Raw genomic sequence first — 23,930 nt, 5'->3', positions numbered from 1 at the left:
GAGTAGCAGAAACGAAAAGCCTGAGAAATCGAGAATCTGGAAACGGATGCGATTTTTCAGGCTTTTTGCATTCAGTGATTTAAAGCATTCACTCCGAATGGCACATATACACATCGACGGCCTACAAATAGAAGTAGTGCGAAAAAACATCCGCACACTACGCTTGACGGTATATGCCCCCGATGGCAAAGTGCGCGTGGCAGCTCCAATGCGCATGGCTGCCAGCAACATCGAAGAATTTGTAGTAGCCCGGCGAGTCTGGATTCTGAAGCATCAGGCAAAATTTGCGGCGCGTGAGCGGCCCGTGGCGTTTGCCTACGTATCGGGCGAGGCGCATTTTTTTCAAGGTAAGGTATATCAACTGCAAGTACTTGAAGCGAAGGGGCGGCCACGCGTGGCCATTCGGGATGAGCAATTTCTGGAGTTATACATACCACAAGACGCTTCTAAGGAGCAGCGCGAAAGCGTGCTAACAGCTTGGTATCGGGCGCGCTTGAAAGAGCAGTTGCCAGCGTTGCTTGCTAAGTGGGAGCCAGTTGTAGGAAAGCAAGCCACAACTTGGGGCGTAAAGCAAATGAAAACGCGCTGGGGCACCTGTAATGTTCAGGCAAAGCGCATCTGGCTCAATCTGGAGCTGATAAAACGCCCCCCACTCTGCTTGGAATATGTGGTAGTGCACGAGTTGGTGCACCTGCATGAGCGCTACCACAACGCCCGCTTCTGGGGATTCATGGACCAGTTTATGCCCGATTGGCGGACCTATAAGGCAGAGTTGAGCCAAGTAACACCGGGCCCTGCTGTGGGTTCAGATGCGGATTAGCATAGCAATGCCTCTATAGCTTAAACACCAAAATGGCCCAGAAGCGAAACACTTCTGGGCCATTTTCTGGTATTCGGCTAACGTACTAAGCGCCTTCTGGAAAGTCAGCCGAGTTGCCGATTTCAGCAACTCCTTCCAGTTCTTTTACTAAGCTCGTAAACTTATCGCGGGCACCTTTCACGGCGGCTTTGCCTAGGGGCAGGTGCAGCGGCGGGTTCTCTTGGCGCACAAGGTCATACATTATTTGAGCAGCGCGGTCGGGGTCGCCGGGTTGGCGGCCGCTATAGCTTTGGATGCCTTTGAGATTTTCACCAACCGTGGCCCGGTAGTCCTCAATCTGAGTATCGACGAAGCTGGCGGACCGGCCGGCCCAGTCGGTGCGGAAGCCGCTGGGCTCAATGTTGGTCACTTTTATTCCCAACGGCCCTACCTGCTGAGTCAGGCTTTCGCCAATAGCTTCAAGCGCAAACTTCGAGGCATTATAAACCCCTACCCCAGGGAAGGTTTTTAGCCCCCCAATGCTGGTAATATTGATTACGTGGCCGCTTTTGCGTTCGCGCAGATGAGGCAACACGGCTCGCAGGACATGCAGCGGGCCGAATACATTCACGTCGAATTGGCGGTGGACTTCCTCAGCGGTAATTTCCTCGATGCTGCCCAGTGAGCCATAGCCAGCATTATTAACAATTACATCGAGGTGGCCAAGAGCCTGAATAGCGTCAGCGACAGCCTGTTTTACCTCGGCTTCATTCGTCACGTCGCAGACGAAGCCATGGCCATTGTTGCCGGCTTTTTGGGTGAATTCGTCGGCTTGTTGCTGTTGGCGGAAGGTGGCGGCTACTTTGTCGCCTTTTTGTAAAAGCAATTCGGCCAGGGAAGCGCCGAAGCCAGTACTTACGCCCGTGATAAACCAGTTTTTGGTGTTATTTGGCATTGTTCAGATAGACTAGGAATGGATAAGTAACGACCGTAAAAAGTAGGACCGGTTTCTTTAACCAATAGAGGCGGCTTGAAGTTTTGAGAATTGTGTTTGAGTTGTAGAGACGCGTATTCGCGTCTAATCGTTGAACAATAATCGTCCGCGCCATCATACCCAACAACTGCGACGATTGAGACGCGAATACGCGTCTCAACAAGCTGTCCCATTATACCGCCAGTTCTACCAGCACCGCCGTGGAGCCGCCGGCATCGTCGTCGGTGACGAGTAGCAACTCATAGCGCTGGGGGGCTATTTCTCGGCGTACGGTAATGCTTTCTACCTTGCCGCGGTAGGGTTGTCCGCTGGGCAATACTAGTTGGGTAAAACGCGTCTGTAGAGGTCGGTCCGAACGCTGCGCTAGGTCCAGTACGCCTACGAAGCTGCCTAGCACTTCACCATCGGCTACGGGGTCGCTGGTATCTTCTACGGAGGCCGTTACAAACAGCTTGCCCTTGTACGTGGTAGCCCCAGAGAAACCAGCCGGTATCTTCGCGATGGTAGGCAATTGATAAAACTGCGTTTGAATACCCGGCAGTTGGGCAGAGCGATGCTGAATGAAGTCTAATGCCTCTTTCAGAGGCAGCCGAAACAACAGATTGCCCGCGCCCGAGCCCACGGTGCGTTGAAAAAGCAGCAGCTCCGTAGTGGTGGCGGCCGCAGCCTCCAGATTTAGCACTACGCTCTTAGGCAAGGCCTTACGAAGTGCAGTATATAATGTACTCAACGATAGCGGATACACCGCCGCTCCGGCACCCGCTTGCTTTGGTAGCGTCACCCAGAATCCCTTTTCCCGCTCCGCGGTAGCTCCCGATCCGCACACGAGCAGGGCCTTGGCGCCGCTGGCTGCGGGTACGGCCGTTAGGCACTCTAGGTCTGGCTTGAGGTTTTTGGGCAAGCGACCGGAGCTAAAATGCACCGTTTCGAAGAGGGTGATGCGGCCGTTGGGCTTGAGGGCCCGCGCATCGAAACAATAGAGAAAAGGCGAGTCGTCGCCGATGATATAGGCTGTGTCGCCAACTACTTCTACCCCTGACGCCGAGGGCAGGTCGGGCAAATCAAACTGGCGCAGAATGGTTGCTTTCATGTGATAAGCTACACTGGCTAACGTTATTCTCACGCTAGCATACGTACATACGCCTCTGGGGGGCATTTTTGGTACGCAACAGAACGCATCCCCTATTCTACCGACGGATACGTGCCAATAGAATGAGGTAGAAATCTAGTTGGAATAGGGTTTACTCTTTAGTGATGGTAAACTCCACGCGCCGATTCAGGCGACGGGTTTCTTCGCGCTCATTGCTGGCGCGAGGTTTCGTGCCGCCGTAGCCTACGGTGCTGATCCTGTCTTCGGCTACGCCGCGACTTACGAGGTAGCGCTTCACCTCCGTCACCCTATCCTCCGACAGCTTCTGGTTAAGAGCCGCATTACCTTGGTTATCGGTGTGGCCTTCCAGACGAATATTTACCGTGGGATTATCGGTGAGAGTGCCAGCCAAGCGATTCAGTTCCGCGTAAGATGCCCCGAGCAGATTGTATTTGCCTTGGGCAAAAATCAGCGTTGGCAACTCCAGTCGTGAGCCGACTCCAGCGGGCACCAGAAGGAGGTTGCGGGTGAGCGGCACCGTAACGGTAAGTGTATCGGTGGCCGTCAGAAATCCTCCGCTTACCGCTGATAGCCGGTAGCGGCCGGGCGGCAACGTAAACTGGTAGGTCCCCGTGCCGGCCTCTACGCGGGAGGTAGCGTTGTACGAGAAATTGCCCCCCAGACTCGCAATTTTCACTTCGGCGGCCACCGCCTGTTGGGTTTTGGCATTAATAACGCGGCCCGTTAGCAGCGCCCGCGGTGGGGCCACGGCGAAGGTGGGAGCCGGCACTGTTTCCACCACCGAGTCGGGAGGCACCACGCCTACGTCCACCCGAAACAGGTCAGCGGGGCCGTTAGCCGTGCGGGACGCGGCGTAGTAAGCCTGCTTACCATCGGGCGTGAGGCTGAAGTAGGCATCGAAGCCCGGACCATTAAGAGTTGGTCCGAGGTTGCGCGGCTCGCTCCACTTGGTCCAGGAGTCGTCGAGGCGGGTGCTGGCGAAGATGTCGGCGCTGCCGTAGCCGCCGTGGCCGTAGGAGGAGAAATACAGCGTTTTGCCGTCGGGCGAAAGCCAAGGGGCAAATTCAAAGCCCGGTGAGTTCACTACCTCGCCCAGGTTACGCGGCTCCGACCACGAGCCTTTGCCCGCCGGCTGGCTGATATATATATCATTGCCGCCATAGCCTTCGGCCCGCTCCAAGGAAAGCAGCAGAACCTTCTCGTCGTTCGTTTGAAAAAAAGTAGTGGCTGTACCGGTGGAGTAATAGTTAATTATGTCCAGCTGCTCAGTACGGTTGCCATTTTTGCCCCCCACATTACGAGCAGCCCGCGAAATACCATCATCGTGGAAGGTACCGTCGCGCTCATAGTAGCCGCGCACCAATAAGTAGTAACCATCCTTTACCACAGCCATCACGCCGTTGTGCTGGGGCGTATTGAGGCCATCGAAGCGTATGGCTGGGTTCCAGGTACGGCCCTGATCCACGGAGCGGCTCATCCAGATATCACCCGATTCGGCGTTGCCTTCCATATTGCCGGCAAACTTGGTGCGCACAAAAAACAAGGTCGAGTTGTCGGGCGCCAGCACGGGTTGCAACTCATTGCCAGATGTATTCAGTGTATTCAAGGCCTTAGGCGGCCCAAAGCCGGGCAGGCTGGCATCCACGTTCAGGCGCAGCTTGAATAAGCGCCATTGCTGCGTAGCCCGATTAGCAGGCTTCTGTGAAACAACGGGCGTTCCGTTGGCCTTATCGGCGGAGGCTACGGAAATACAGCGGTCGTTGCCCTTGCTGATAAGCTGTAAGCTGCCCGCCGGGCCACCCGGCACCAGGCGCCACTGCTGATACAGACTGCCCGTATAGGGCCGCTGCACCAGGGGGGCATTTTCATCGGGTTTATCTACTGTCAGGCACTTGCCGCTTTGGCGTCCTTCAATCCGGAAATAGTCGCTGCCAGGCATCACGCGCACAAAGCGCCACTGCTGGCTAGGGGCGTGGGTAAATTCCCATTGCACCATAGCCGCTCCCGACTCAAGCGAGGAATTGGCTACGTCCAGCGACCGGCCGCTACTGCGGGCGGCAATGCCGTAGTAGGCCTTCTCATCGGGAATAAAAGGCGCGTTTTGGGCGAAAAGTGGGCCAGCCGTAACGAAGGCTAATAAGAAGAGCAGAAAGCGAAGCGGCGAAGGAAGCATGCACGCAAATGAATGGACTGGGCCGCAAGTTAGCGTAAATCTGAACTGGTTAGCCCCAAACGAGAACCGCCGCTCTTGCCTAGGGCAAAAGCGGCGGTTAATAATAAGTAGCTATAATGAATATCTATAAGGTTAAGCTTGCATAACCATAAAGCAGTAGTTAGCTAATAGCATTGTTAATGTACTTGAAGCGAACAAACCGGTCGTTCTCATAAATAGCAGCGAAGTGGCCAGTTGGAGCAGTGCTCTTGGCCTCTGGCTTACGATCCACCGAGCGAGAGCTAGGCATGGTCGGAACCGATGGATACGACCCAGGCATCATACCCGGCGCGTGGCAAATGAAGGAGAGGATCTTGGACGGCATGGTAAGTTTGCTTTATAGTGTGAAAATTTTGTGTGTAGAAATTGTCGGGAAAGTACTACCAGAGTGAAGACTGATGAGTTAACCTTTTGTGTTTAGTAACTATGAAGATTGATACATCTTTTTGAACGATGCTAAGGTAGATCATTTAATAGGCAAATGTAAATGCGTATAAGCCCGTAATTTTGTGTCTGGGGCAGTACGTAACCCTGTCTACGTACTAGCCCGGATGCCTCCTACGAATAGTGCATTTAAAGCTTAATTAAGGCCTTTATTGTCGCCGACTAAGTAGGTAGTTAGTGTGTAACCTAAAATAACGATTCGGCGTAGCGGCCAATTCTTACACCAAAAAGCATAAAAAAAGCCCCTACAATCTGTAGAGGCTACGCAGTTAAAAGAGGTTGCATTTACTGAATAAGTCTGTGACGCAAGGCGTAGCGAATCAGGCCGATAATTGACTTTGAGTTAGTCTTGGTTAAGATATTCTTACGGTGCGTCTCCACTGTTCGCTCGCTGATAAACAGCTTTTCGGCAATGTGATGGTTGGAGTACTCTTTACTGATTAGCTCCAGCACTTCCCGCTCACGCACAGTCAGCGGCACGGGAGCATCGGCGGCGGGGGCTGGCCTTAGAGCAGTGAGCTCCAGATTTTGCAGCAGCATCGAGCCTACTTCTGAGCTGAAGTATGTGCGGCCCGCTGCCACTTGCTCAATGGCTTGTATCAACTCTTCCGGGCCCAGACTTTTTAGCATGTAGCCACAGCCACCGGCACTAAGCACATCAGTTACGGAAGCTTGATCATAAAACATGCTGAGCGCCACAATACGCAGCTTGCTATTGACTTCGCGCGCCGCCCGAATGAACTCCAGCCCCGACATTTGAGGCATATTCAGGTCAGTGAGTACTACCTGCACTTCCGGATGCTTGACCAGCAACTGCAGCGCATCGGCGCCCCGATTTGCTTCGGCCACTACCCGGATATTGGGTCTGGATTTCAGCAAGGTCTTGACACCCTCTATCACCATCTGGTGATCATCAAGCACCAAAACAGCAATGAAATCTTCGGATACTAGCTCGTTCATATGGCGCAAATGGTCGGGCAGAGAAACAATCTACGCAGTTACCACACCTAATAGATTGCAACATGCCCGGATAAGTTGCCTGCAACAGTAGATAGAAATATACGATAAATCTTCTAGTGTGATACTATTCCACGAGCCCATATGCCTCGCCTCAATGGCATGTATTTGACCTCACTTGGAATAGGGACTGGCAACGTTCCTGGTTTTCTAAGAAGCCTAAACTTACCTAAACTTTCTTTAAAAAAAGCCTTTCTCACCGTCCAAATGGCTTTTTTTATAAAACAAGCGCTACTGTTCTGTTTAACTTTTTCTGTTAAAAACCTCAACCTTTCAAATAAGCTGCCCGTTAACCAAACCCTGGAGTTTAATTATTCCGCTTGTCTTGTTTGACCTAAGTAGTTTATATGGCTGATGCTGAGCACAATATTATAACATCAGAATATTTTGATTTTATAAATACCAAAGAATTCCCATGTGTTGCTGCCAAAACAGCCCTTACCTGGAATCAGGTAAAATGCTTGGTGGTTGATCATATGGCCTGCCCTAAAGATGATGCGGCCATTCTGCAATTCATCTACGATTTTGTGGATGAATACCGGCAATCGACTAAGCTTTATCACAGCGTAGCCATAATCTTTAAAGGTCCGGAAGACCCTAATGAAGCCCAGTTTGAAGAGTTTCTGTGGCAGCGTTTGCAAGCCTTATCCAACCTGGATGCGCAGCGCTACGGCTACGACAAGCGTGTAGTGTCCGACCCCAACTCTCCCGATTTTAGCTTTAGCCTGAAGGAGGAAGCATTTTTCATCATCGGTTTGCACCCTGGCAGTAGCCGGCTGGCACGACGGTTTAAATATCCTACGCTGGTGTTCAATGCTCACGCTCAGTTTGAGCAGATTCGGGCGAATAGTCGCTATGATGGATTGCGCAACACTATCCGCACCCGCGATGTGGCTTTTTCCGGCTCTATCAACCCGATGCTGGAGGATTATGGCCAGGCATCGGAAGTGTACCAATACAGTGGCAAGGTGTACGACCAAGCCTGGAAATGCCCATTTTTAAGTCAACATGCAGCAGCTAACCATCATTCCGCCGCGTAGCGGCACTTCCTTCCTAGTAAAAAAGGGCCAGCGCCTACGGGTAGTCGACATTCAGGGCGAACAAGTGGCTGATTTCGTGTGCTATAATCTGGAGGACAAGGCCGAATATCTATCATCGGGCCGCACTATTGATTATGCCGAAACCATCTTCCTGACTAAAGGCCATCCTTTCTACTCCAACCGCAGCAACATCATGTTCGACATGGTGGAGGACACGGTGGGTCGCCACGACTTTCTGCTCACGCCCTGTAGCGCCGATACATTTCGTATTATCTACGGGCACCAACAGCCGCACTGGGGCTGCTTCGGCAACCTTAGCGCTGCCCTCGCGGAGCACGGCATCAGCCCCGACGCCATTCCTATCTGCTTCAATATCTTCATGCACGTAACCGTGGATGGCAATACTGGCAAGGTGGATGTGCTCCCGCCTAAAAGCAAAGCCGGGGATTATGTAGTGCTTGAAGCGAAAATGGACTTGCTGGTAGGGCTAACGGCTTGTTCGGCAGAAATGTCTAATAACTACGCATTCAAGCCGATTGGCTATCAAATTGAGGGTTAGCTCGGCTGCTTACTGCTAGTAAGTATAATCTCACGAACGTCATGCAGAACGCAGTGAAGCATCTCGCTCGCTGAAGTGAGATTACTAATCCTGTGTCAGCACGCGAGATGCTTCGCTGCGCCCTGCATGACCGCTTTTATTAAAGCAACTTCAGCACGCTCGAGATGCTTTGCGCCTCTAAATGACGCGCATAGAAAAAGCCCCCCAGACAAATCTGGGGGGCTTTTTCGTCGGCTTCTTAACTCCTACTTCACTCCTATTGGCATGCCGTACTTCCCCCGGAACTTTCGGTTCAGATACACTTGCTTGTTCTCCGGGCTGAACGCGCGGCCATCGATGTAGGCGCGGGTAATATTATTGGTGCGCATGTCCAGCAAGTCGCCGCTACTCACGACTAGTGTGGCGCTTTTACCGTTTTCCAGGCTGCCATAGTCTTTGTCGATGCCTAAGATGCGAGCGGGGCTCAGCGTAACCGCTGTAATGGCCTGCTCTTGCGTGAGCCCGTGGCCAGCGGCAGTACCGGCAATAAAGGCCAGGTTGCGGGAGCCGGCTGTTTCCATGCTGCCTTCATAATCGAGGCAAAAGCGGATGCCGGCCTGCTGCAACATATTCGGCAACTTGTAGGGCAGGTCGTAGTCGTCGCCGGGGCGGCGAGGCAGCGCGTGCGTGCGCGACAGGACTACGGCAATATCGTGCTGCTTCAGAAAGTCTAGCATCATCCAGGCGTCGCGGGCACCGATAACGGCAACTTTCTGCACACCCAGGCGTTTGGCAAAGCTTACCGCTTCAATGATTTCCTTGCCATAGTCGGCGTGAATAAACAAAGTTTTGGAGCCATCGAAAATACCCCCCAGAGCGGATAGACGGAGGTTTTCACGGCGGCTGGGGGGCAAATTTTTATAAGCCGCTGCTTCCGTGAACATCACTTCCAGCTCGCGCAACTGCGTCTGACGGTCTTTGATGCGCTTTTCCACCGCTTTTTCGTCTTCAGCGGGGCTCAGCTTCAGCACCATCTGAGGCCAGTTGAGATGCATGCCATCGTCGGCGCGCACGGCGGCATCCTGCCAGTTCCAGGCATCCAACTGCACAATGCTGCTTTGCCCGGAAAGCATACCGCCACGGGGCGTCACCTGGGCCAGCAGCACGCCATTCGTGCGCACCGTCGGGATGATGTCGGAGTCTGTGTTGTAGGCAATGATCGAGCGCACGTTGGGGTTCATCGTGCCCACTTCCTGCTCATCTACCGTCGCCCGAATCGATTCGGTTTCGGTAAGGCCAAGAGTAGTATTAGGCAAAATCAAGCCCGGATAAACTTCTTGACCCTTGATGTCAACTACTTCGTAGCCTTCGCGTTGGGTGAAGCCATTTTGCGCACCAGCATATGTTATGCGGCCTTTATCGAAGGCCACGGCTGCGTTGGGCACCACTGTGCCGTTACCTACGTGCAAATTGCCCCCCACCAGCAAAATGGGACGCCCCTGCGCCGGAGCGGGCATAGGAACCTGCGCCGCCGCTGATACGGCAGTGAGCAGGCTTAAAGAAAGAAGTATATGCTTCATGATTGAGTTTCTATGAGTTAGTAATGCAGTTCTCCTCCACTTGCGAGGACAGAATTAGCTTTACTTTTTACTTATCAATTTCCTTCTCCTCCCCTACCGTATCGCAGTGAAAGTGGCCGGTTGCTTTAGTCACCGGCGTTTGCGTCGGGGCGCCGCCCTTTTTAGCGGCCATCATTTTCTGCACGATGCGCAGGCGCTCTTTCTCCATTTCCTGGCGCATCACTTTGTCTGATTCGATGTCGAAGAACTGGCGACCATCAACGAAGGTGCGCTCAGCGTGGGCATAAATGCTGAGCGGATGCGCGCTCCATAGCACTACGTCGGCGTCTTTGCCTTCCTTAATGCTACCCATTTTGTTGTCGACATGCAGCATTTTGGCTGGGTTAATCGTGACCAGCTTCATGGCTTCCTCTTCCGACAAGCCACCATATTTCACCGTTTTGGCAGCCTCTTGGTTGAGGCGGCGGCTCATCTCAGCATCGTCCGAGTTGATAGCCACCGTCAGGCCGGCGTCGTGCATGATGGCGGCGTTGTAGGGAATGGCGTCGCGCACCTCGTTTTTGTAGCCCCACCAGTCGGCGAAGGTGCTGGCAGCGGCACCGTGCGCCTTCATTTTGTCGGCCACTTTGTAGCCTTCCAGAATGTGGGTGAAGGTATTCACTTTGAAACCCAGGCGGTCGGCCACGTTGATGAGCATGTTAATTTCGCTCTGCACGTAGCTGTGGCAGGTGATGAAGCGTTTGTTATTCAGAATTTCGACCAGCGCATCCAGTTCCAGGTCGCGGCGCGGGGCTTCGGCTTTTTTCTGCTTGCCTTTGCTGAGCTTATTGAAAGCTGACCACTCTTTTTCGTATTCCCTGGCCCGCGTAAAGGCGTCTACAAACACTTGCTCCACGCCCATGCGCGACTGCGGGAAGCGCAGCACGTTGGCCTCGCCCGCATTCGACTGCTTCACGTTTTCGCCCAAAGCAAACTTGATGAACCCATCAGCGCCCGCCACTTTCAAATCTTCGGGAGCACCTCCCCAGCGCATCTTAATGAGTTGTGACTGGCCCCCAATGGGGTTGGCTGAGCCGTGCAGCAATTGAGCCGCCGTCACGCCGCCCGCCAAGTCACGATACAGACCTACATCTTCGGGGTCAAGCACATCGCCAATGCGTACTTCCGAGGTAACGGCCTGCGTGCCCTCATTTACACCACCGATAACAGCAATGTGCGAGTGCTCATCGATAATGCCGGGCGTGAGGTGCTTACCTGTGCCATCAATTACGCGGGCATCTTTAGCCGATAGGTTCTTGCCTACTTTCGAAATTTTGCCCCCCACCAGCAACACGTCGGTGCCCTCTAGCTTGCCGGCGGCTTCGCTGGTCCACACGGTAGCGTTTTTAATCAGTACTGTCTCCTGCTGGGGCATGGCAGCGCGCCCATAGGCAACAAACGGATACAGCATAGAGCCCAGTTGAATGGCTTCAGGCGCTTTAGCCGAGTCGCGCTTAGCAGCCTGGCTGGCTACTTCCTGGCGCTTAGCTGACCACTTTACGAGTGTAGCATCAGGCAGCTGACCATCGCCTTGAAACTGGCGAGTTTCGGGGGTGAAGTAGCCACTGAGGCGCACCGTAGTGGTTTTGTCTTTGGGCGTGGGGTTGTAGACAATGGTCGCCAACTCTCCCTGCACCGCAATGGACCCACGAACCGTGTCTTTAGGTGCCAGCGCTATTTTCAACTCAGGTGCTTCGGGCTTGCCCGCCACCCGCATTTGCACGGCGGGGCGGTTGCCTACCTGCAACATATACACGCCGCGGTAATCGGCGGGCAGGTTGCTAAGCTGATAACGCTCGCCCTGCACCCAGTTGTCAAGCATCACGTTATCCTCGGCAAACAACCGATTCGAGCAAACCAGAAAATTGGCGGTCAGGCCAGGCTTCAGACTGCCTACTTTGTCTTGGGCCTTGATTAACTCAGCGGGTGTAGCAGTGAGGGCACGCAGGGCTTGCTCCTCGCTCAGACCGTACTGAATGGCCTTGCGCAGGTTGGGCAGAAATTTCTTTTTGTCTTTTAGATCGGTGGCTGACAGCGCAATAGGTACGCCGGCTTTTGCAAGCAAGGCTGCGTTGGCGGGGGCCATTTCCCAATGCTTCAGATCTTCCAGCGGAATGCGCGAGGCGTCGTACACGTCGTCCACGTTGTAGGCATCCGGGAAGTTAAGGTTGAGGATAAACGGTGCGCCGGTAGCCTTGATATCGGCGATACGCTGGTACTCGTCGCCGCGGCCTTTGATGATGAATTGCGTTTTGAACTCATCGCCCAGTTTGTCAGCCCGCAGGGCATTCAGCTTGTCGCTCACCTCAAAAAGCTGGGGCAAGCGGCGCTGCTCTTGGAAAGCGCGCAACGACAGGTTTTGCTCTTTGGTGGGGTTGCGCTGGTTCCATTCGGCGTCCAGATACGTTTGGCGCAGCAGCGCGATGCTACCCATCAATGAGCCAGGATAATTCTGGGTGCTGGTGCCTTTATTAAAGGAAAAGCCAGCAGCGGCCCGATCCGTCAGAATAACCTCGTTTTCGCGCCGGCCGGTGGTGGCCAACGTCACGAGGGCGGCGGTGCCGCGGGCAATACCGTCGGGCTGCTGGGTGAGCACCGCCCCGAAGCCCATCTTCCGATAAGCATCGGCTTGCTCTTCATTTAGCCGGAAGTCGCTAGCCGCATCGGTTTCGGGGTGAACGGCTTGGTTCCAGTCGTAGGCGCCGCCTTTTTTACTATCAAACTGCGGCGGGGGCCGGCGGGCAGTGCGCTCCGCTGGCTTTACTTCAGGCAGGCCATAGCTGGCAGCCAAATCCACGAAGCCAGGATAGATGTACTTGCCTTTCAGATCCTGCACCACGGCGCCGGCCGGAATCTTCACGTTGTTTCCCACTGCTTCTACCTTGCCATCCCGAATCAGGAGCGTAGCGTCGGTGAGCTTGGTTTTGTAATCGGTGAAAATGGTGGCGTGGGTGAAGGCGTACAGGCCCGGTCGCTGGTCGTACACGCCATTGCGCGGGAATGTGCTGGTTTGAGCGTAGGCACCGAGGCTACTCAGCAGCAGCCCACCTGCCAGTCCCAATCGAGGAATAGAAGTATGCATTAAGGTTTTGGGTTGATGAAAGAACGAAAAAAAGTACGCGCCAATCCCTATAAAGGGTATCAGGTCAAATGTAGAAAATAAGCCCCGTTACTGAACTGTACTTCAGGCACTAAAGAGTGGAAGCTGAGCCCGCTGCCGAGCGGCTTTTGCCTTTTTCCACTGCTTTCATCACCCGAAACAGGTTGCCGCTCCAAATTTTGGCGAGGTCACGGCGCGAGTAACCTCGCCGTACTAGCTCCTCCGTCAAGGCGGGCAAGTCACCCACGTTGCGCAGGCCGGTGAGTACGCTGCCGCCGTCAAAGTCGGAGCCGATGCCTACATGGTTGATACCGGCCACTCTCACTGCATAGTCTATTTGGTTAGCGGCGTCCTGAAGCGTAGCCAACGGCACCGGAAATTGCTTCTGCAACTGGCCCCACTCTGCCAGCGCCGCCTGTTGCGATTCAGCTGGCAGGCCGTATACATTCAGTGGCGTTTTGATTTGCCATTTGGCGAAGAAAGCTTGCTCGGCCGCTAGTCGCTCGGACGATTTTGCCTCCGTTTTTACGTAAGGACTATAAAAGTTAATCTGGATCACCCCTCCATTCCGGGCCAATGCGCGGAGCATATCGTCGGAAAGATTACGAGGCATGTCGGCCAGGGCCCGACAGCTAGAGTGAGAGGCAATGACTGGCACGCGTGACAGCCGCAGCACATCATAGAAAGTCGAGTCAGAGGTGTGCGACACATCTACCATCATCCCCAGGTGGTTCATCTCGGCTACCACCTGCTCACCAAACGGACTGAGCCCCTGATATTCGGGGCCTTTGGGATCGGTAGCGGAGTCGCATATTTCGTTGTTAGAGGAGTGACAGAGCGTGAGGTAGCGTACGCCTTGGTTGTAGTAAGCGTGCACTTGGCTTAGATCGCGACCCACGGGAAAGCCGTTTTCCATTCCAATAAAGATGGCTCGCTTACCAGCCCTTTCTAAGGATAGGGCCTCGGCCGGCGTAGTCGCCATAGCTAGTTCGGTTGGGTGAGCTTTAACGGCCTTTTCGATACCCAAAAACATAGTCTGAGCCTGCTGCCGAGCTGCTTCCGTACCCTCTTGGGTGCGCGGGCCTTGGCCCATATACACCACCCAAAAAGCAGCATCGAGGCCACCCCGGCGCATTTTGGGCAAATCGACCTGAGCGGAATCGGGGTTGTTGTCTTTGGTTAAGTCGAAGCGAGGGTTCAGCAGGTTTTCATTGGGAGTGTCCTCATGGCTATCTACTGTGTAAAGCCGCTCGTGCAGCTTGCGGGCCTTAGCTTGCCACTTGGCATCGGTTTGGGCGGATGCCGGAACGGCAACGATTGTAACTAAGAAGATCAGCGTGGCAACGTAGCGATTGGGCATAGAGTAGAGCTAGTGAGAAAGGACTGATGGCCTAAAGTACTCAATAGAAGGCAGCAACGATGGCATGTATACCCCAGATTTATCCTGACTTACTTCGCAACAATGTGCTGACTACCTGAGTACATAGTTTATAGCAAACTCAGCACTATATATCAAGCACTAAGCCCTAAATTCCCATGCGCAAAGGCACCACCGTTACCTGGAAATACGGCACTGGCACGGCCAGCGGCAAAATCGAGGAAGTTCATAAAGAATCCATCACCAAGAAGATCAAAGGCAGCGATATTACCCGCAACGGCACCGCCGACAACCCGGCTTTCGTGATTGTGCAGGAGAACGGCGACAAAGTCGTGAAGCTGCAAAGCGAGGTGACGGCCGCCACGGCTACAAAAAAGAAGTAAGTTTGCCCACGTAGCCTATCTACAAAAAAAGCCCCCCAGACTTGGTCTGGGGGGCTTTTTTATGCCAGGAAAACTACTTCTACAAGTTGTCCTTATCAGGCTCGATAAACGCTTGCTCTTCCATCTCAACGGGCACCACTACAATGCCTTGCTGCAGCTTGCTGTTGCGCTTGCCATAGATGAAGTACACAATAAACCCGATCAACATCCATCCAACAGCCAGCTTCAGAGTATCGGCGTCGAGGCCCACAATCATGGCTAGGCAAACCAAGATACCCATCAATGGCACGAAAGGGAACGAAGGCGACGACAGCGGCGCACGGAACGGACGAGGCTGCTCGGGATCAGACTTGCGCATAATCCAAACACCAGCCGACACCAGCACGAAAGCCAGCAGCGTACCAAATGAGGTCAAGTCGCCGGCCAAAGAGCCGGGTACGAAAGCTGCAAAAGCGCCTACAAACACCAGCAGCGCTAGGTTAGACTTATAAGGTGTACGGAACTTCGGGTGCAGTTCGGAGAAGGCTTTCGGCATCAAACCGTCGTTCGCCATCGAGAAGAACACGCGGCTTTGGCCCATAAGCATTACCAGAATAACCGAAGAGAAACCAGCCAGAATAGCAATGGTTACAGCCGTAGCCAACCATTCGAAGCCAGGCATGTGGGCCGAAATAGCATAGGTTACAGAAGCTTCGCCGCCCAAAGCTGGATCGGCAAACTCGCGCCAGTTGGCCACACCCGTCAGCACGTGACCGAAGAGAATATAAAGAACAGTACAGATAGCCAACGAGCCGAGGATACCGATGGGCATGTCCCGCTTAGGGTTCTTAGCCTCTTGTGCGGCCGTGCTCACCGCATCAAAACCGATGAAGGCAAAGAACACAATGCCTGCACCACCCAAAATACCGCCCCAACCGTGCTTATTCCAGCCTTCGTAGCTCCGTACAATTGTACCAGCAGCGTTTTTCACTGGCTCAGCGTTGTCAGGAATCAGGTAAGGAGTGTGGTTAGCTGGGTCAATAAACTGCCAGCCTACGGCAATAAAAATCAGAACGATAGCTACTTTCACTACTACAATAACGGCGTTGAACACCGCCGACTCCTGGGTGCCTTTAATGAGTAGCAGCGACAAGGCTACAATCACCAGCAAAGCAGGCAGATTGATAATGCCGTGCTCGGTTACACCGTTTACCACAGAACTCTCTAATGGCGAGTGACTTAGGCTGTAAGGTATACTGGTGCCAAAGACTTCTAAGAGCTTATTCAGGTATTCGCTCCAGGCAATGGCCACGGTGGCCGCTCCCAGCGCGTATTCCATAATCAGAGCCCAACCGATAACCCAAGCCACAAACTCGCCCATGGTGGTGTAAGCGTAGGTGTAGGCCGAGCCAGCAATCGGAATCATCGCCGCAAATTCGGCGTAGCACAGGCCCGCAAAGGCGCAGCCAATAGCGGCCACAATGAAGGCCAGCGTAACCCCCGGACCCGAAGTCTGGGCTGCTGCTGCTGCCGTGCGCACAAATAATCCGGCTCCGATGATAGCTCCGATGCCCAGCGCCATCAGGTTCAGGGCGCCCAGCGTACGCTTCAGCGTGCCTTCGCCGGAAGTATTGGCTTCTCCCAGCAACTGAGCCAGGGGTTTTTTGGCGAAAATGTTTGCCATAGAAAAAGAAAAGAGGGGAGGTAGAAGGTGAGAATTGGAGTGAAAAGAGGCAATAGCAGCACTTAAATAGCGGCTGCGTGGCCCGAATATAGGCGATATTCCGGTTCAGGTAGCGCAAGAAGGCATAATACCTCCTCGCTTATCCCCAATTAAACCCTAGTGCGGCACATGTATCCAAGCAGCAGAATTTCACCCACAGACTCTCTTCTAATGAAAAAGATGCTCATCCTGCTCGCCGCTTTCACTTTAACTGCCGGCGTAGTTTCTGCTCAAACTCAACCTGCCAAGCCTGACCAAGCCCAAATCCAACGCGCTAAAAAGTTGGGGGAGCAGCGCACTAAAAAAACGCCCGAGCAGCGCGCCGAAGCACGGGCCGCCAACTTATCCAAATCGTTGGGCCTGAGTGCTGAGCAAACGGAAAAAGTACGGCAGCTGAACCTAGCCCAGGCCAAGGAAATGGATGCTATTCGAGCCAAGAATGCCGAAAACCGTCAGAAAGCCAAAGCCACCCGCGACCGTCATGATACCCAGCTCAAAGCTATTCTGACGGCTGACCAATACGCCAAGTACGAGCAGCAGCGAACTGAGCGCATGGCCAATCGCAGAGGAGCCAGAATGAAGGCTCGCGGCTAGGCCCGCATCATAGCAGTAAAAAAGCCCCCCAGTCAGTTGGCTGGGGGGCTTTTTTGTGTCGGGCCAGAACAGTACCAAGGTAATACAAGCAGAACATTTGATGTGTGGCAACATGCTGATTGAGCCAGTAAGCAAGCTCATCCAAACAGCATCTTATACTTAATTTAACCAAGCATCCGCTTGACAATCATTTGCTTAGTCCTTAAACTTAGGTTGGTTTTTTGCAGTTTCTGTTAGAGAAGGCCGCGCCTTCTTATATTTGAAAATGAGCGCTGGCCTAACCGCCGGCCGCATCTTCGCTACGAAGTGCGTCGCCTCGCCACCACAACCTACCACCATGAGCCCCTTGCCCAGTAGTACCGGGTCGGTACAGATTCAACAGTTTTATGATAAGGGCCTTGCCCACGCTAGCTACATTATCCGCTCCGGCCGCCAAGTGGCCATTATCGACCCAGCCCGCGATCCGCAACCTTACTACGATTTCGCCGACGAGCACGACGCTTCCATCGTAGCCATTATTGAGACCCATCCGCACGCCGACTTCGTTTCCTCCCACCTCGAAATAGCCGAGGAAACCGACGCAACTATTTATTGCAGCAAGCTGGTAAAAGCGCTTTATCCGCATCAGCCCTTCGACGACGGCGACCGTATCACGCTGGGAAACGTCGAACTGCACGCTATTAATACCCCCGGCCACTCGCCCGATAGCATTTCTGTCTTGCTGATTGATGAGCTGGGCCAAACCCGCGCCGTCTTCACTGGCGACACGCTTTTTGTGGGCGACGTTGGGCGGCCCGACTTGCGCGAGGAAGAGGCTGTGGGTGGCCACAAGCGCGAAGAGCTAGCCGGCCAGCTTTACCAAAGCACCCGCCAAAAGCTGATGACTTTGCCCCCCACAACGCGCGTGTATCCGGCCCACGGCCCTGGCTCGCTCTGCGGCAAAACCACCAGCACCGATCTGGACAGCAGCATTGGTAAAGAGCTGAAAACCAATTACGCCCTGCAACCCATGTCGCAGGAGGAGTTTATTAAAGTACTTCTGGAGGATCAGCCCTTTGTGCCCAAGTATTTCGGGCATGACGTGGTGCTGAACCGCCTCGGTGCCCAGCCTTTTGAGGATAGCGTGCGGGCCGTACCCCGCGTGCATTCGGCCACTGAGCTGGTACCCGGCACCCTGATTATTGATACGCGGCCGGCTGCCCAGTTCCGGGCCGGTCATTTGCCGGGAGCAATCAATCTGATGGATGGCGGCAAATTTGAAACCTGGTTGGGTTCCATAGTTGGGCCAAAGGAGAAATTTTATCTGCTGGCCGATACCCAGATTGCGCTGGACACGGTGATCCGCAAATCGGCCAAGATTGGCTACGAAACCAATATTGAAGGCGCGCTTCTCACTCCCTCTCAGCTCCCGGTTACCAGCTCCGACCTCGACCTGGCCCGGGTACGCGAGCGGTCCGAAGACTTCACTATCGTAGACATTCGTAACCGCGCTGAAACCCAGCATCCTATTTTTCCGGATGCGCTAAAAATTCCGCTGCCGGAGCTGCGCGAAAGAGCCCACGAAGTGCCTACCGACAAGCCTATTCTGGTACACTGCGCCGGCGGCTACCGCTCGGCGGCGGGCAGCAGCATCCTGCAAGTGGCCTTGCCTCAAGCAGAGGTATTCGATTTAGGCGAAGCCGTGACGGAGTTTCAGTCGCAGGCCGTGCATTAGTCGAGCTTTCCCGGAGGCTCTTAGAGTAAAACGCTGAGGTGCGCTGAGGTCATTTTATGATCCTTAGCGCACCTCAGCGTTTTTGTGCTGTGGGAACCTCCTGATTGCGCTTTATCTTTGAAGTCTATGCGTGTACTACATACCGCCGATTGGCACTTGGGCCAACGCTTCAATGGCGGCCACGAGCGCACCGAGGAGCACCGTCATTTTCTGCGCTGGCTGGTCGAAACCATACAGGCGCAGCGCGTAGAAGTGTTGGTAGTGGCCGGCGACATCTTCGATACCGGTTCGCCCTCCAATGCGGCCCTGGAGCTCTATTATTCCTTTCTACTGCAAATGCAGGCCACCGACTGCCGCGACATAGTACTGGTGGGCGGCAACCACGATTCGCCAGCTACGCTCAATGCTCCCGCCCGGCTGCTACGCCACCTGCGCGTGCACGTGGTCGGCTGCGTGCCCGACTGCTTTGAGGATCAGGTCATTGTGTTAGATAACGCCGAGGGAAAGCCAGGCTTGGTGGTATGCGCCATTCCTTTTCTCCGCGACCGTGATGTGCGCCTATCGGTGCCGGGCGAAGAAGCCGAGGAGCGGGAAGCGCGAATTCGCCAAGGCATTGCCGACCATTATTTGCGCGTATCGGAGGTAGAAATGGTGTGGCAGTTAAAGGCTGCCGGCGTGCCCGTACTGGCGACCGGCCATCTCTACGCGGCCGGCGCCTCCCCCTCCGATTCGGAACGCACCATTCACGTCGGAAACCTGGGCCAAGTCACCGCCGACCACTTCCCCACGGTATTCGACTATGTGGCTTTGGGGCATTTGCACCGCCCTCAGCGCGTGGGTGGGCGGGAGCATATCCGCTATTCGGGCTCGCCTATTCCGCTGTCTTTTTCCGAAATAGACCATCCGAAAGAGGTTTTGCTGCTGGAATTTGCCCCCCAGAGCCTTGGTATTGAAGCCTTGCCAGTTCCCAGCGCCCGACGGTTGGTTCGCTTCCATGGCCCGCTTGATGAAGTGCTGGTGCGCCTGGCTGCCTACGACAATGCTGGCTATCAGCTACCTGCCTGGGCCGATGTAGAAGTGCGCTCTGAGCTTTCACAGCTAGAAGTGGCTGAACAGCTGTTGGCAGTTATCACTCAACTTGACCGCACTCAGCTTGAAGTACTAGCGCGCCGCCACTTCCGCCTGCTGACTCTTCGGCCCCTCGGCGACGAGCCCGAACCGCTCACCCGCAGCCTCCACGATTTCACTGAACGCGAGGTGTTCGAGAAACGGTTGGAGGAAGAGCCCGAAGAAGCGCGAACGGAGCTACTAAGCGCTTTTGATGAGTTGTTGGAACTGATGCGGGAGGCAAAATAGATGAAGAAGCATCTCTTGATTTACTTAAGTACTTCTCTACTATTTCTTAGTTCATGTGGTAGGCTACAAGGATACAGCAGCCTTTTATGGAGACGTCTTACAGACAAGGTTATCCGGCATTATGATGCCAATCAGCCGGATACAGAGTTCAATAAAAAACGCTTCCAGGAACACTTCGGTATCTCAGCATCAGCAGGAGCGAGTAATATTTATGCCTACTCTGACGAGATGGGTATTGACCACTCCTATCAACTTAGTTTTACTAGTGACTCCGCTTTAATTACCGCCATCATTCGTCATAATAAAATGGTTAATAAGCCTCTTGATTTGCGCCCATTTAATATAGCTACGGAACAATCTTGGTGGAAGTCTAGCGATGTAGAAACTCTACCAATGTATTGGCGTGGAGAGCAAAATAGGTGGTATCAAATCCTTTGGTATGATGCTAAGAATCAGAAAGCTTACTGCTTAGAATACGACTTATAAGTACATGAAAATACTCCGCGTCCGTTTCTCCAATCTCAATTCGCTGCGCGGACAGCACGAAATTGACTTCAGCCACTCGCCTCTATCCGACGCGGGCCTTTTTGCCATTACCGGCCCCACGGGCGCAGGCAAAACCACTATTCTTGACGCTATTACGCTGGCTTTGTATGGGCAGGTGCCTCGCCATGAGGGCGGCGTGGAGCAGGTAATGAGCCACGGTACGGGCGAGAGCTGGGCCGAAGTGGAATTTCAGGTGAATGGGCGCCGCTACCGCTCGAAGTGGGGACAATATCGGGCGCGCAAGAAAGCTGAGGGCAAACTGCAGGATTCGCGCATGGAGCTCAGTGAAGAACCTAGCGGCCCCACCGATGCTGCTGAGGACAATTGGCCCATAATAGAGAGCTATAAATCCAAGGTTCCGGCCCGCGTGGCGGAGCTCAGTGGCTTGGAGTATCGACAGTTTCTGCGCTCGGTGCTGCTAGCTCAGGGCGAGTTTACGCGGTTTTTGAAATCAACTGCGGGCGAGCGAGCTCAGCTGCTGGAGAAGATTACAGATACGCGCAAGTACTCTGATATTTCGGTTTTTGCCTTCCGCAAAGCCAAAGAGGAAGCCCAACAGGTAGAGGTATTGCGGACAGGTTTGGCGGGCGTTACGCTTCTATCAAATGAAGAAGTATCGGCCATCGAAACCGAAATGGCCGCTATTGAGCAGCAGGCGCAAACCAGCACAGCTGCCCAGCAAAAGCTACAGGAAGCCCTAACCTGGCTCACCAAACTCGCTGACTTAGCCACCCGCCAGCAGCGGGCCCAAACAACCCTCGCTACTCTCGCTGCCGAGGCAGAAACGTTAGCTCCTTTGCGTCAGCGCCTAACTGCGCACGAGCAAGCGCTGCCCTTCCGCACGCCGTGGGAGTTGCTGCAAGCTGCTGATACTCGGTTGCAGCGGATGCATCGTGAAGCTGCCCAAGCGCGGGAGCAGCGCCCACAGTTGCAACAGCAGCTTGACGCCGTGCAGACTAGTCGAGCTACCGCGCAGCAAGCCCGCGACGAGGCTATAGCGAATCAGGAGGAGCAAAATCCGAAGCTGCTGGAGGCAGAGAAGCTAGACGCGGTACTTCAGGCAGAGGAAGCCCAGCTCACCAAAGAAAAGCAGGAATACGAGCAGCGCAACGAGCAGTGCAAGCGGCAAAAAGCAGAGTATGAGCAGGCTATTAGTCAGGCGAGCCGTCTGGGCGAGCAGCTAAAAGAACTTACCGCTTGGCTCACGTTGCATGGTCGCCGAACGGAGTTGCCCAACATTCGGCCCCAACTTAGCAGTCACTTAGAAGACTTGGCCGACGTAGACCGGGAGCTGCAAGAGCTGACAACGCAGCAAAAAATCCAGACTTCGGCGCTGCAACAAGCCCAGCAACTAGGCGCGCAGGCGACAGCCCGGCAGGCCGATGCTGAAAAACAAGCGACTGAATTAGCAACGACTCAGCAGCAAACAGAAGCCGAGCGAGACACTTGGATGGGGCGCTTGCAACAGTTTGCAGCAGGCTTGCAGGACCAGCACGCTGTCCAGGAAAAACACCTGACTGATCTGCGTACGCTGGTCCAAACCCAGCAGTTGATTTTAAGTCATGAGGAAGCGCGCCGTTATTTGGTAGCTGGCGAGCCGTGCCCCTTGTGTGGAGCCGCTGAGCATCCCTTTGCCTTGGGTGCGCTAGGAGTAACCACTGATTCGTTGCAGCGCGACAAAGAGCGGGAAGAATTATTGGGTCAACAAGTAAGAGCCCTGAATGGCCGTGTGCAGAAGCTGCTGACGGCGGTGGGCATGCTGGAGAATGCTGGGGGGCAAATTTCGACGGAGAACTTACAAATTCACCGCCCGCTGTCAGTAGAAGAGGAAGAAATGGCCCCCAAGCAGGCGCGGGCGCTGGCTCAGCGTCTGCGCGAGTTGCAGGACCAACACCACGCGGCCACGGTGCTTCGCACCAAAGCCCACGGGGAGCAGCAGCTGGCCACGGAGCAAAAGCGACAGGCCGAAGCAAAACTGACTGAACTCACCGAAAAGCTGGAAGATGCCCGCGACCGGACTCCCAAGATTCGGGAGCAGGTAACCAGTATGCTGGCGTATTTTCAGCTCACCTTCACAGGCGATAATGGCACGGCCCTGATGGGGCAGCTAGAGCAGCTTACCACTGAGTATGAGCAGCAAAGAGAAGCGCTAAATAGGGCCGAAAGCCAGCGCGCCGCCGCCCAGGCGCAGGGGGAAGAATTGAAAAAAGCCCTAACCGAAACGCAGGAATGGCTTACTACCCGCAAAGCTGAGCTGGTGCGCCACCACGAGGCAATTCAGCGGCAACGGCAGCAGCGACAGCAGTTCTTTGCGGGCGTGGATGTAGCGCAGGCACGCCAGCAGCTGATGAATACCGTAAAAACACTGACGGATGCGTACGAGCGCAGCCACCAAGCCTTCTGTGAGCACGAAAGCCAGCTATCCCGCACCGACGAGCGGCTGCGGCAGCTAAACCAGGAAACAGCCCGCGAACAGCAGGAGCGCGACCAGCTCCAAGCTAAGCTCATAGCTGACTTGCAAGCCGCTAATTTGCCCCCCAGCCCGGATGAGCTTCGCGCCCGCCTTCTCCCCGACCTCGAAGCGCGTCGCCTCGCTGAACAATTGCATACGCACGAGCGCGCCCTGCTCACTACCCAAAGTGCACTCACAGAAGCACTTCAGCAGCTCGAGTTGGAACAGAGCAAAGAACTAACCTTCGAATCAGCAGACGCAATACGAGAGCAATTGCGCGCGGCGGAGCGAAATCTGGCCGACTTGCATCAGCAGCTTGGACAGCAGCGGCAGCGCCTCCAGGACCACCACCAAGGCTTGGAGCGGCACGCCGAGTTGGCGGCTACGCTGGAAAAACAGCAACAGGAAGCTAGGCGTTGGCGTCAATTGGCGGAGCTTATTGGTTCGGCCGACGGCAAAAAGTTCAGCGAGTTTGCCCAGGGCCTCACCCTCACGCGCCTCACGGAGCTAGCCAATCGCCACCTCACCCGCCTCACCGACCGCTACCGCATTGCCCGCAACCCGCAGGAGTATCTTGATTTGCTGGTTGTAGACCATTACCAGGCCGACAGCACCCGCTCCATGAGCTCGCTTTCCGGGGGCGAAAGCTTTCTGGTAAGTTTGGCGCTAGCCTTGGGTTTATCGGAACTAGCGGGTCACAAAACCCAGATCGAAACGCTGTTCATCGACGAAGGCTTTGGCACCTTGGATGCTGACGCGCTGGAAGTGGCCCTCACCGCCCTCGAAATTCTGCAAGGCACGGGCAAGATGATCGGGATTATCTCGCACGTAGAAGCCTTGAAGGAGCGCGTAACTACGCAGATTAATGTCCGCAAAGGTGTGGGGGGCATTAGTACGCTGCGCGTGGTTGGGTTTGGAGAGAATGACTAAA

Annotated in this window: 19 protein-coding genes; 10 read left to right on the top strand and 9 right to left on the bottom strand. The window is 54.5% G+C overall.

The genetic code is table 11. The features are described from left to right. Positions 1–97: 97 nt before the first annotated feature. Positions 98–820 (top strand): M48 family metallopeptidase, encoded by a 723-nt coding sequence (locus H8B13_RS11050; RefSeq protein WP_187310842.1) that lies wholly within the window; start codon positions 98–100, stop codon positions 818–820. A gap of 85 nt (positions 821–905) precedes the next feature. Here the strand turns inward: H8B13_RS11050 and H8B13_RS11045 are convergent, their stop codons facing one another. The 5 genes from H8B13_RS11045 to H8B13_RS11025 form a co-directional block, all read right to left on the bottom strand. Continuing rightward, the gene (locus tag H8B13_RS11045) at positions 906–1,754 is read right to left on the bottom strand and encodes an oxidoreductase (protein WP_187310841.1); all 849 of its coding nucleotides are present in this window, start codon (positions 1,752–1,754) and stop codon (positions 906–908) included. A 211-nt stretch (positions 1,755–1,965) separates the two neighbouring features. After that, positions 1,966–2,883 carry a DUF6929 family protein gene (locus H8B13_RS11040; protein ID WP_187310840.1) on the bottom strand — a complete coding sequence of 306 codons (918 nt, stop codon included), beginning with the start codon at positions 2,881–2,883 and terminating at the stop codon, positions 1,966–1,968. A gap of 151 nt (positions 2,884–3,034) precedes the next feature. Next, positions 3,035–5,077, bottom strand: a complete 2,043-nt coding sequence (locus tag H8B13_RS11035) for an RICIN domain-containing protein (protein WP_187310839.1) — start codon at positions 5,075–5,077, stop codon at positions 3,035–3,037. 160 nt (positions 5,078–5,237) lie between these two features. Next, positions 5,238–5,441 (bottom strand): hypothetical protein, encoded by a 204-nt coding sequence (locus tag H8B13_RS11030; RefSeq protein ID WP_187310838.1) that lies wholly within the window; start codon positions 5,439–5,441, stop codon positions 5,238–5,240. Positions 5,442–5,845: 404 nt separating this feature from the next. Then, on the bottom strand, positions 5,846–6,520 hold the full coding sequence (locus H8B13_RS11025; protein WP_187310837.1) for a response regulator: 675 nt from the start codon (positions 6,518–6,520) through the stop codon (positions 5,846–5,848). Between the two features lie 141 nt (positions 6,521–6,661). Between H8B13_RS11025 and H8B13_RS11020 the strand changes: the two genes are divergently transcribed. Genes H8B13_RS11020 through H8B13_RS11010 form a run of 3 tightly spaced genes read left to right on the top strand, consistent with a single transcriptional unit; the run spans position 6,662 to position 8,176 of the window. Next, positions 6,662–6,910 (top strand): hypothetical protein, encoded by a 249-nt coding sequence (locus tag H8B13_RS11020; RefSeq protein WP_187310836.1) that lies wholly within the window; start codon positions 6,662–6,664, stop codon positions 6,908–6,910. A 14-nt stretch (positions 6,911–6,924) separates the two neighbouring features. Next, positions 6,925–7,617, top strand: coding sequence for a guanitoxin biosynthesis heme-dependent pre-guanitoxin N-hydroxylase GntA (gene gntA / locus H8B13_RS11015; protein WP_187310835.1), 693 nt, complete (start codon positions 6,925–6,927; stop codon positions 7,615–7,617). Next, positions 7,586–8,176: a DUF1989 domain-containing protein gene (locus H8B13_RS11010; RefSeq protein ID WP_187310834.1), complete on the top strand. Its 591-nt coding sequence runs from the start codon at positions 7,586–7,588 to the stop codon at positions 8,174–8,176. Before gntA ends, H8B13_RS11010 begins: the two co-directional genes overlap by 32 nt. 245 nt (positions 8,177–8,421) lie before the next feature. Here H8B13_RS11010 and H8B13_RS11005 read toward each other — a convergent pair whose 3' ends face one another. From H8B13_RS11005 to H8B13_RS10995, 3 genes are all read right to left on the bottom strand, one after another. Then, the gene (locus tag H8B13_RS11005; protein WP_187310833.1) at positions 8,422–9,735 is read right to left on the bottom strand and encodes an amidohydrolase family protein; all 1,314 of its coding nucleotides are present in this window, start codon (positions 9,733–9,735) and stop codon (positions 8,422–8,424) included. A gap of 67 nt (positions 9,736–9,802) precedes the next feature. Then, the gene (locus tag H8B13_RS11000) at positions 9,803–12,856 is read right to left on the bottom strand and encodes an amidohydrolase family protein (RefSeq protein ID WP_187310832.1); all 3,054 of its coding nucleotides are present in this window, start codon (positions 12,854–12,856) and stop codon (positions 9,803–9,805) included. A gap of 109 nt (positions 12,857–12,965) precedes the next feature. Further along, positions 12,966–14,234 carry a dipeptidase gene (locus tag H8B13_RS10995; protein ID WP_187310831.1) on the bottom strand — a complete coding sequence of 423 codons (1,269 nt, stop codon included), beginning with the start codon at positions 14,232–14,234 and terminating at the stop codon, positions 12,966–12,968. Between the two features lie 176 nt (positions 14,235–14,410). Between H8B13_RS10995 and H8B13_RS10990 the strand changes: the two genes are divergently transcribed. Further along, complete coding sequence (locus tag H8B13_RS10990; RefSeq protein ID WP_187310830.1) at positions 14,411–14,635, top strand: DUF2945 domain-containing protein; 225 nt, start codon at positions 14,411–14,413, stop codon at positions 14,633–14,635. Positions 14,636–14,714: 79 nt separating this feature from the next. Here H8B13_RS10990 and H8B13_RS10985 read toward each other — a convergent pair whose 3' ends face one another. Beyond that, the gene (locus H8B13_RS10985) at positions 14,715–16,298 is read right to left on the bottom strand and encodes an amino acid permease (RefSeq protein ID WP_187310829.1); all 1,584 of its coding nucleotides are present in this window, start codon (positions 16,296–16,298) and stop codon (positions 14,715–14,717) included. 210 nt (positions 16,299–16,508) lie between these two features. On the opposite strand from H8B13_RS10985, the gene H8B13_RS10980 reads away from it, so the two are divergent. From H8B13_RS10980 to H8B13_RS10960, 5 genes are all read left to right on the top strand, one after another. After that, a complete protein-coding gene (locus tag H8B13_RS10980; protein ID WP_187310828.1) occupies positions 16,509–16,931 on the top strand; it encodes a hypothetical protein in 423 nt (140 codons plus the stop codon). 265 nt (positions 16,932–17,196) lie between these two features. Further along, positions 17,197–18,645 carry an MBL fold metallo-hydrolase gene (locus tag H8B13_RS10975; RefSeq protein ID WP_315985127.1) on the top strand — a complete coding sequence of 483 codons (1,449 nt, stop codon included), beginning with the start codon at positions 17,197–17,199 and terminating at the stop codon, positions 18,643–18,645. A 126-nt stretch (positions 18,646–18,771) separates the two neighbouring features. Beyond that, on the top strand, positions 18,772–20,001 hold the full coding sequence (gene sbcD / locus H8B13_RS10970; RefSeq protein WP_187310827.1) for an exonuclease subunit SbcD: 1,230 nt from the start codon (positions 18,772–18,774) through the stop codon (positions 19,999–20,001). Further along, positions 20,002–20,487, top strand: a complete 486-nt coding sequence (locus tag H8B13_RS10965) for a hypothetical protein (RefSeq protein WP_187310826.1) — start codon at positions 20,002–20,004, stop codon at positions 20,485–20,487. A 4-nt stretch (positions 20,488–20,491) separates the two neighbouring features. After that, positions 20,492–23,929, top strand: a complete 3,438-nt coding sequence (locus H8B13_RS10960) for an AAA family ATPase (RefSeq protein WP_187310825.1) — start codon at positions 20,492–20,494, stop codon at positions 23,927–23,929. Position 23,930 lies beyond the last annotated feature (1 nt).

It is taken from the genome of Hymenobacter sp. BT188 (assembly GCF_014333585.1).
Classification (GTDB): domain Bacteria; phylum Bacteroidota; class Bacteroidia; order Cytophagales; family Hymenobacteraceae; genus Hymenobacter.
This window is presented reverse-complemented; position numbering and strand designations above follow the sequence as displayed.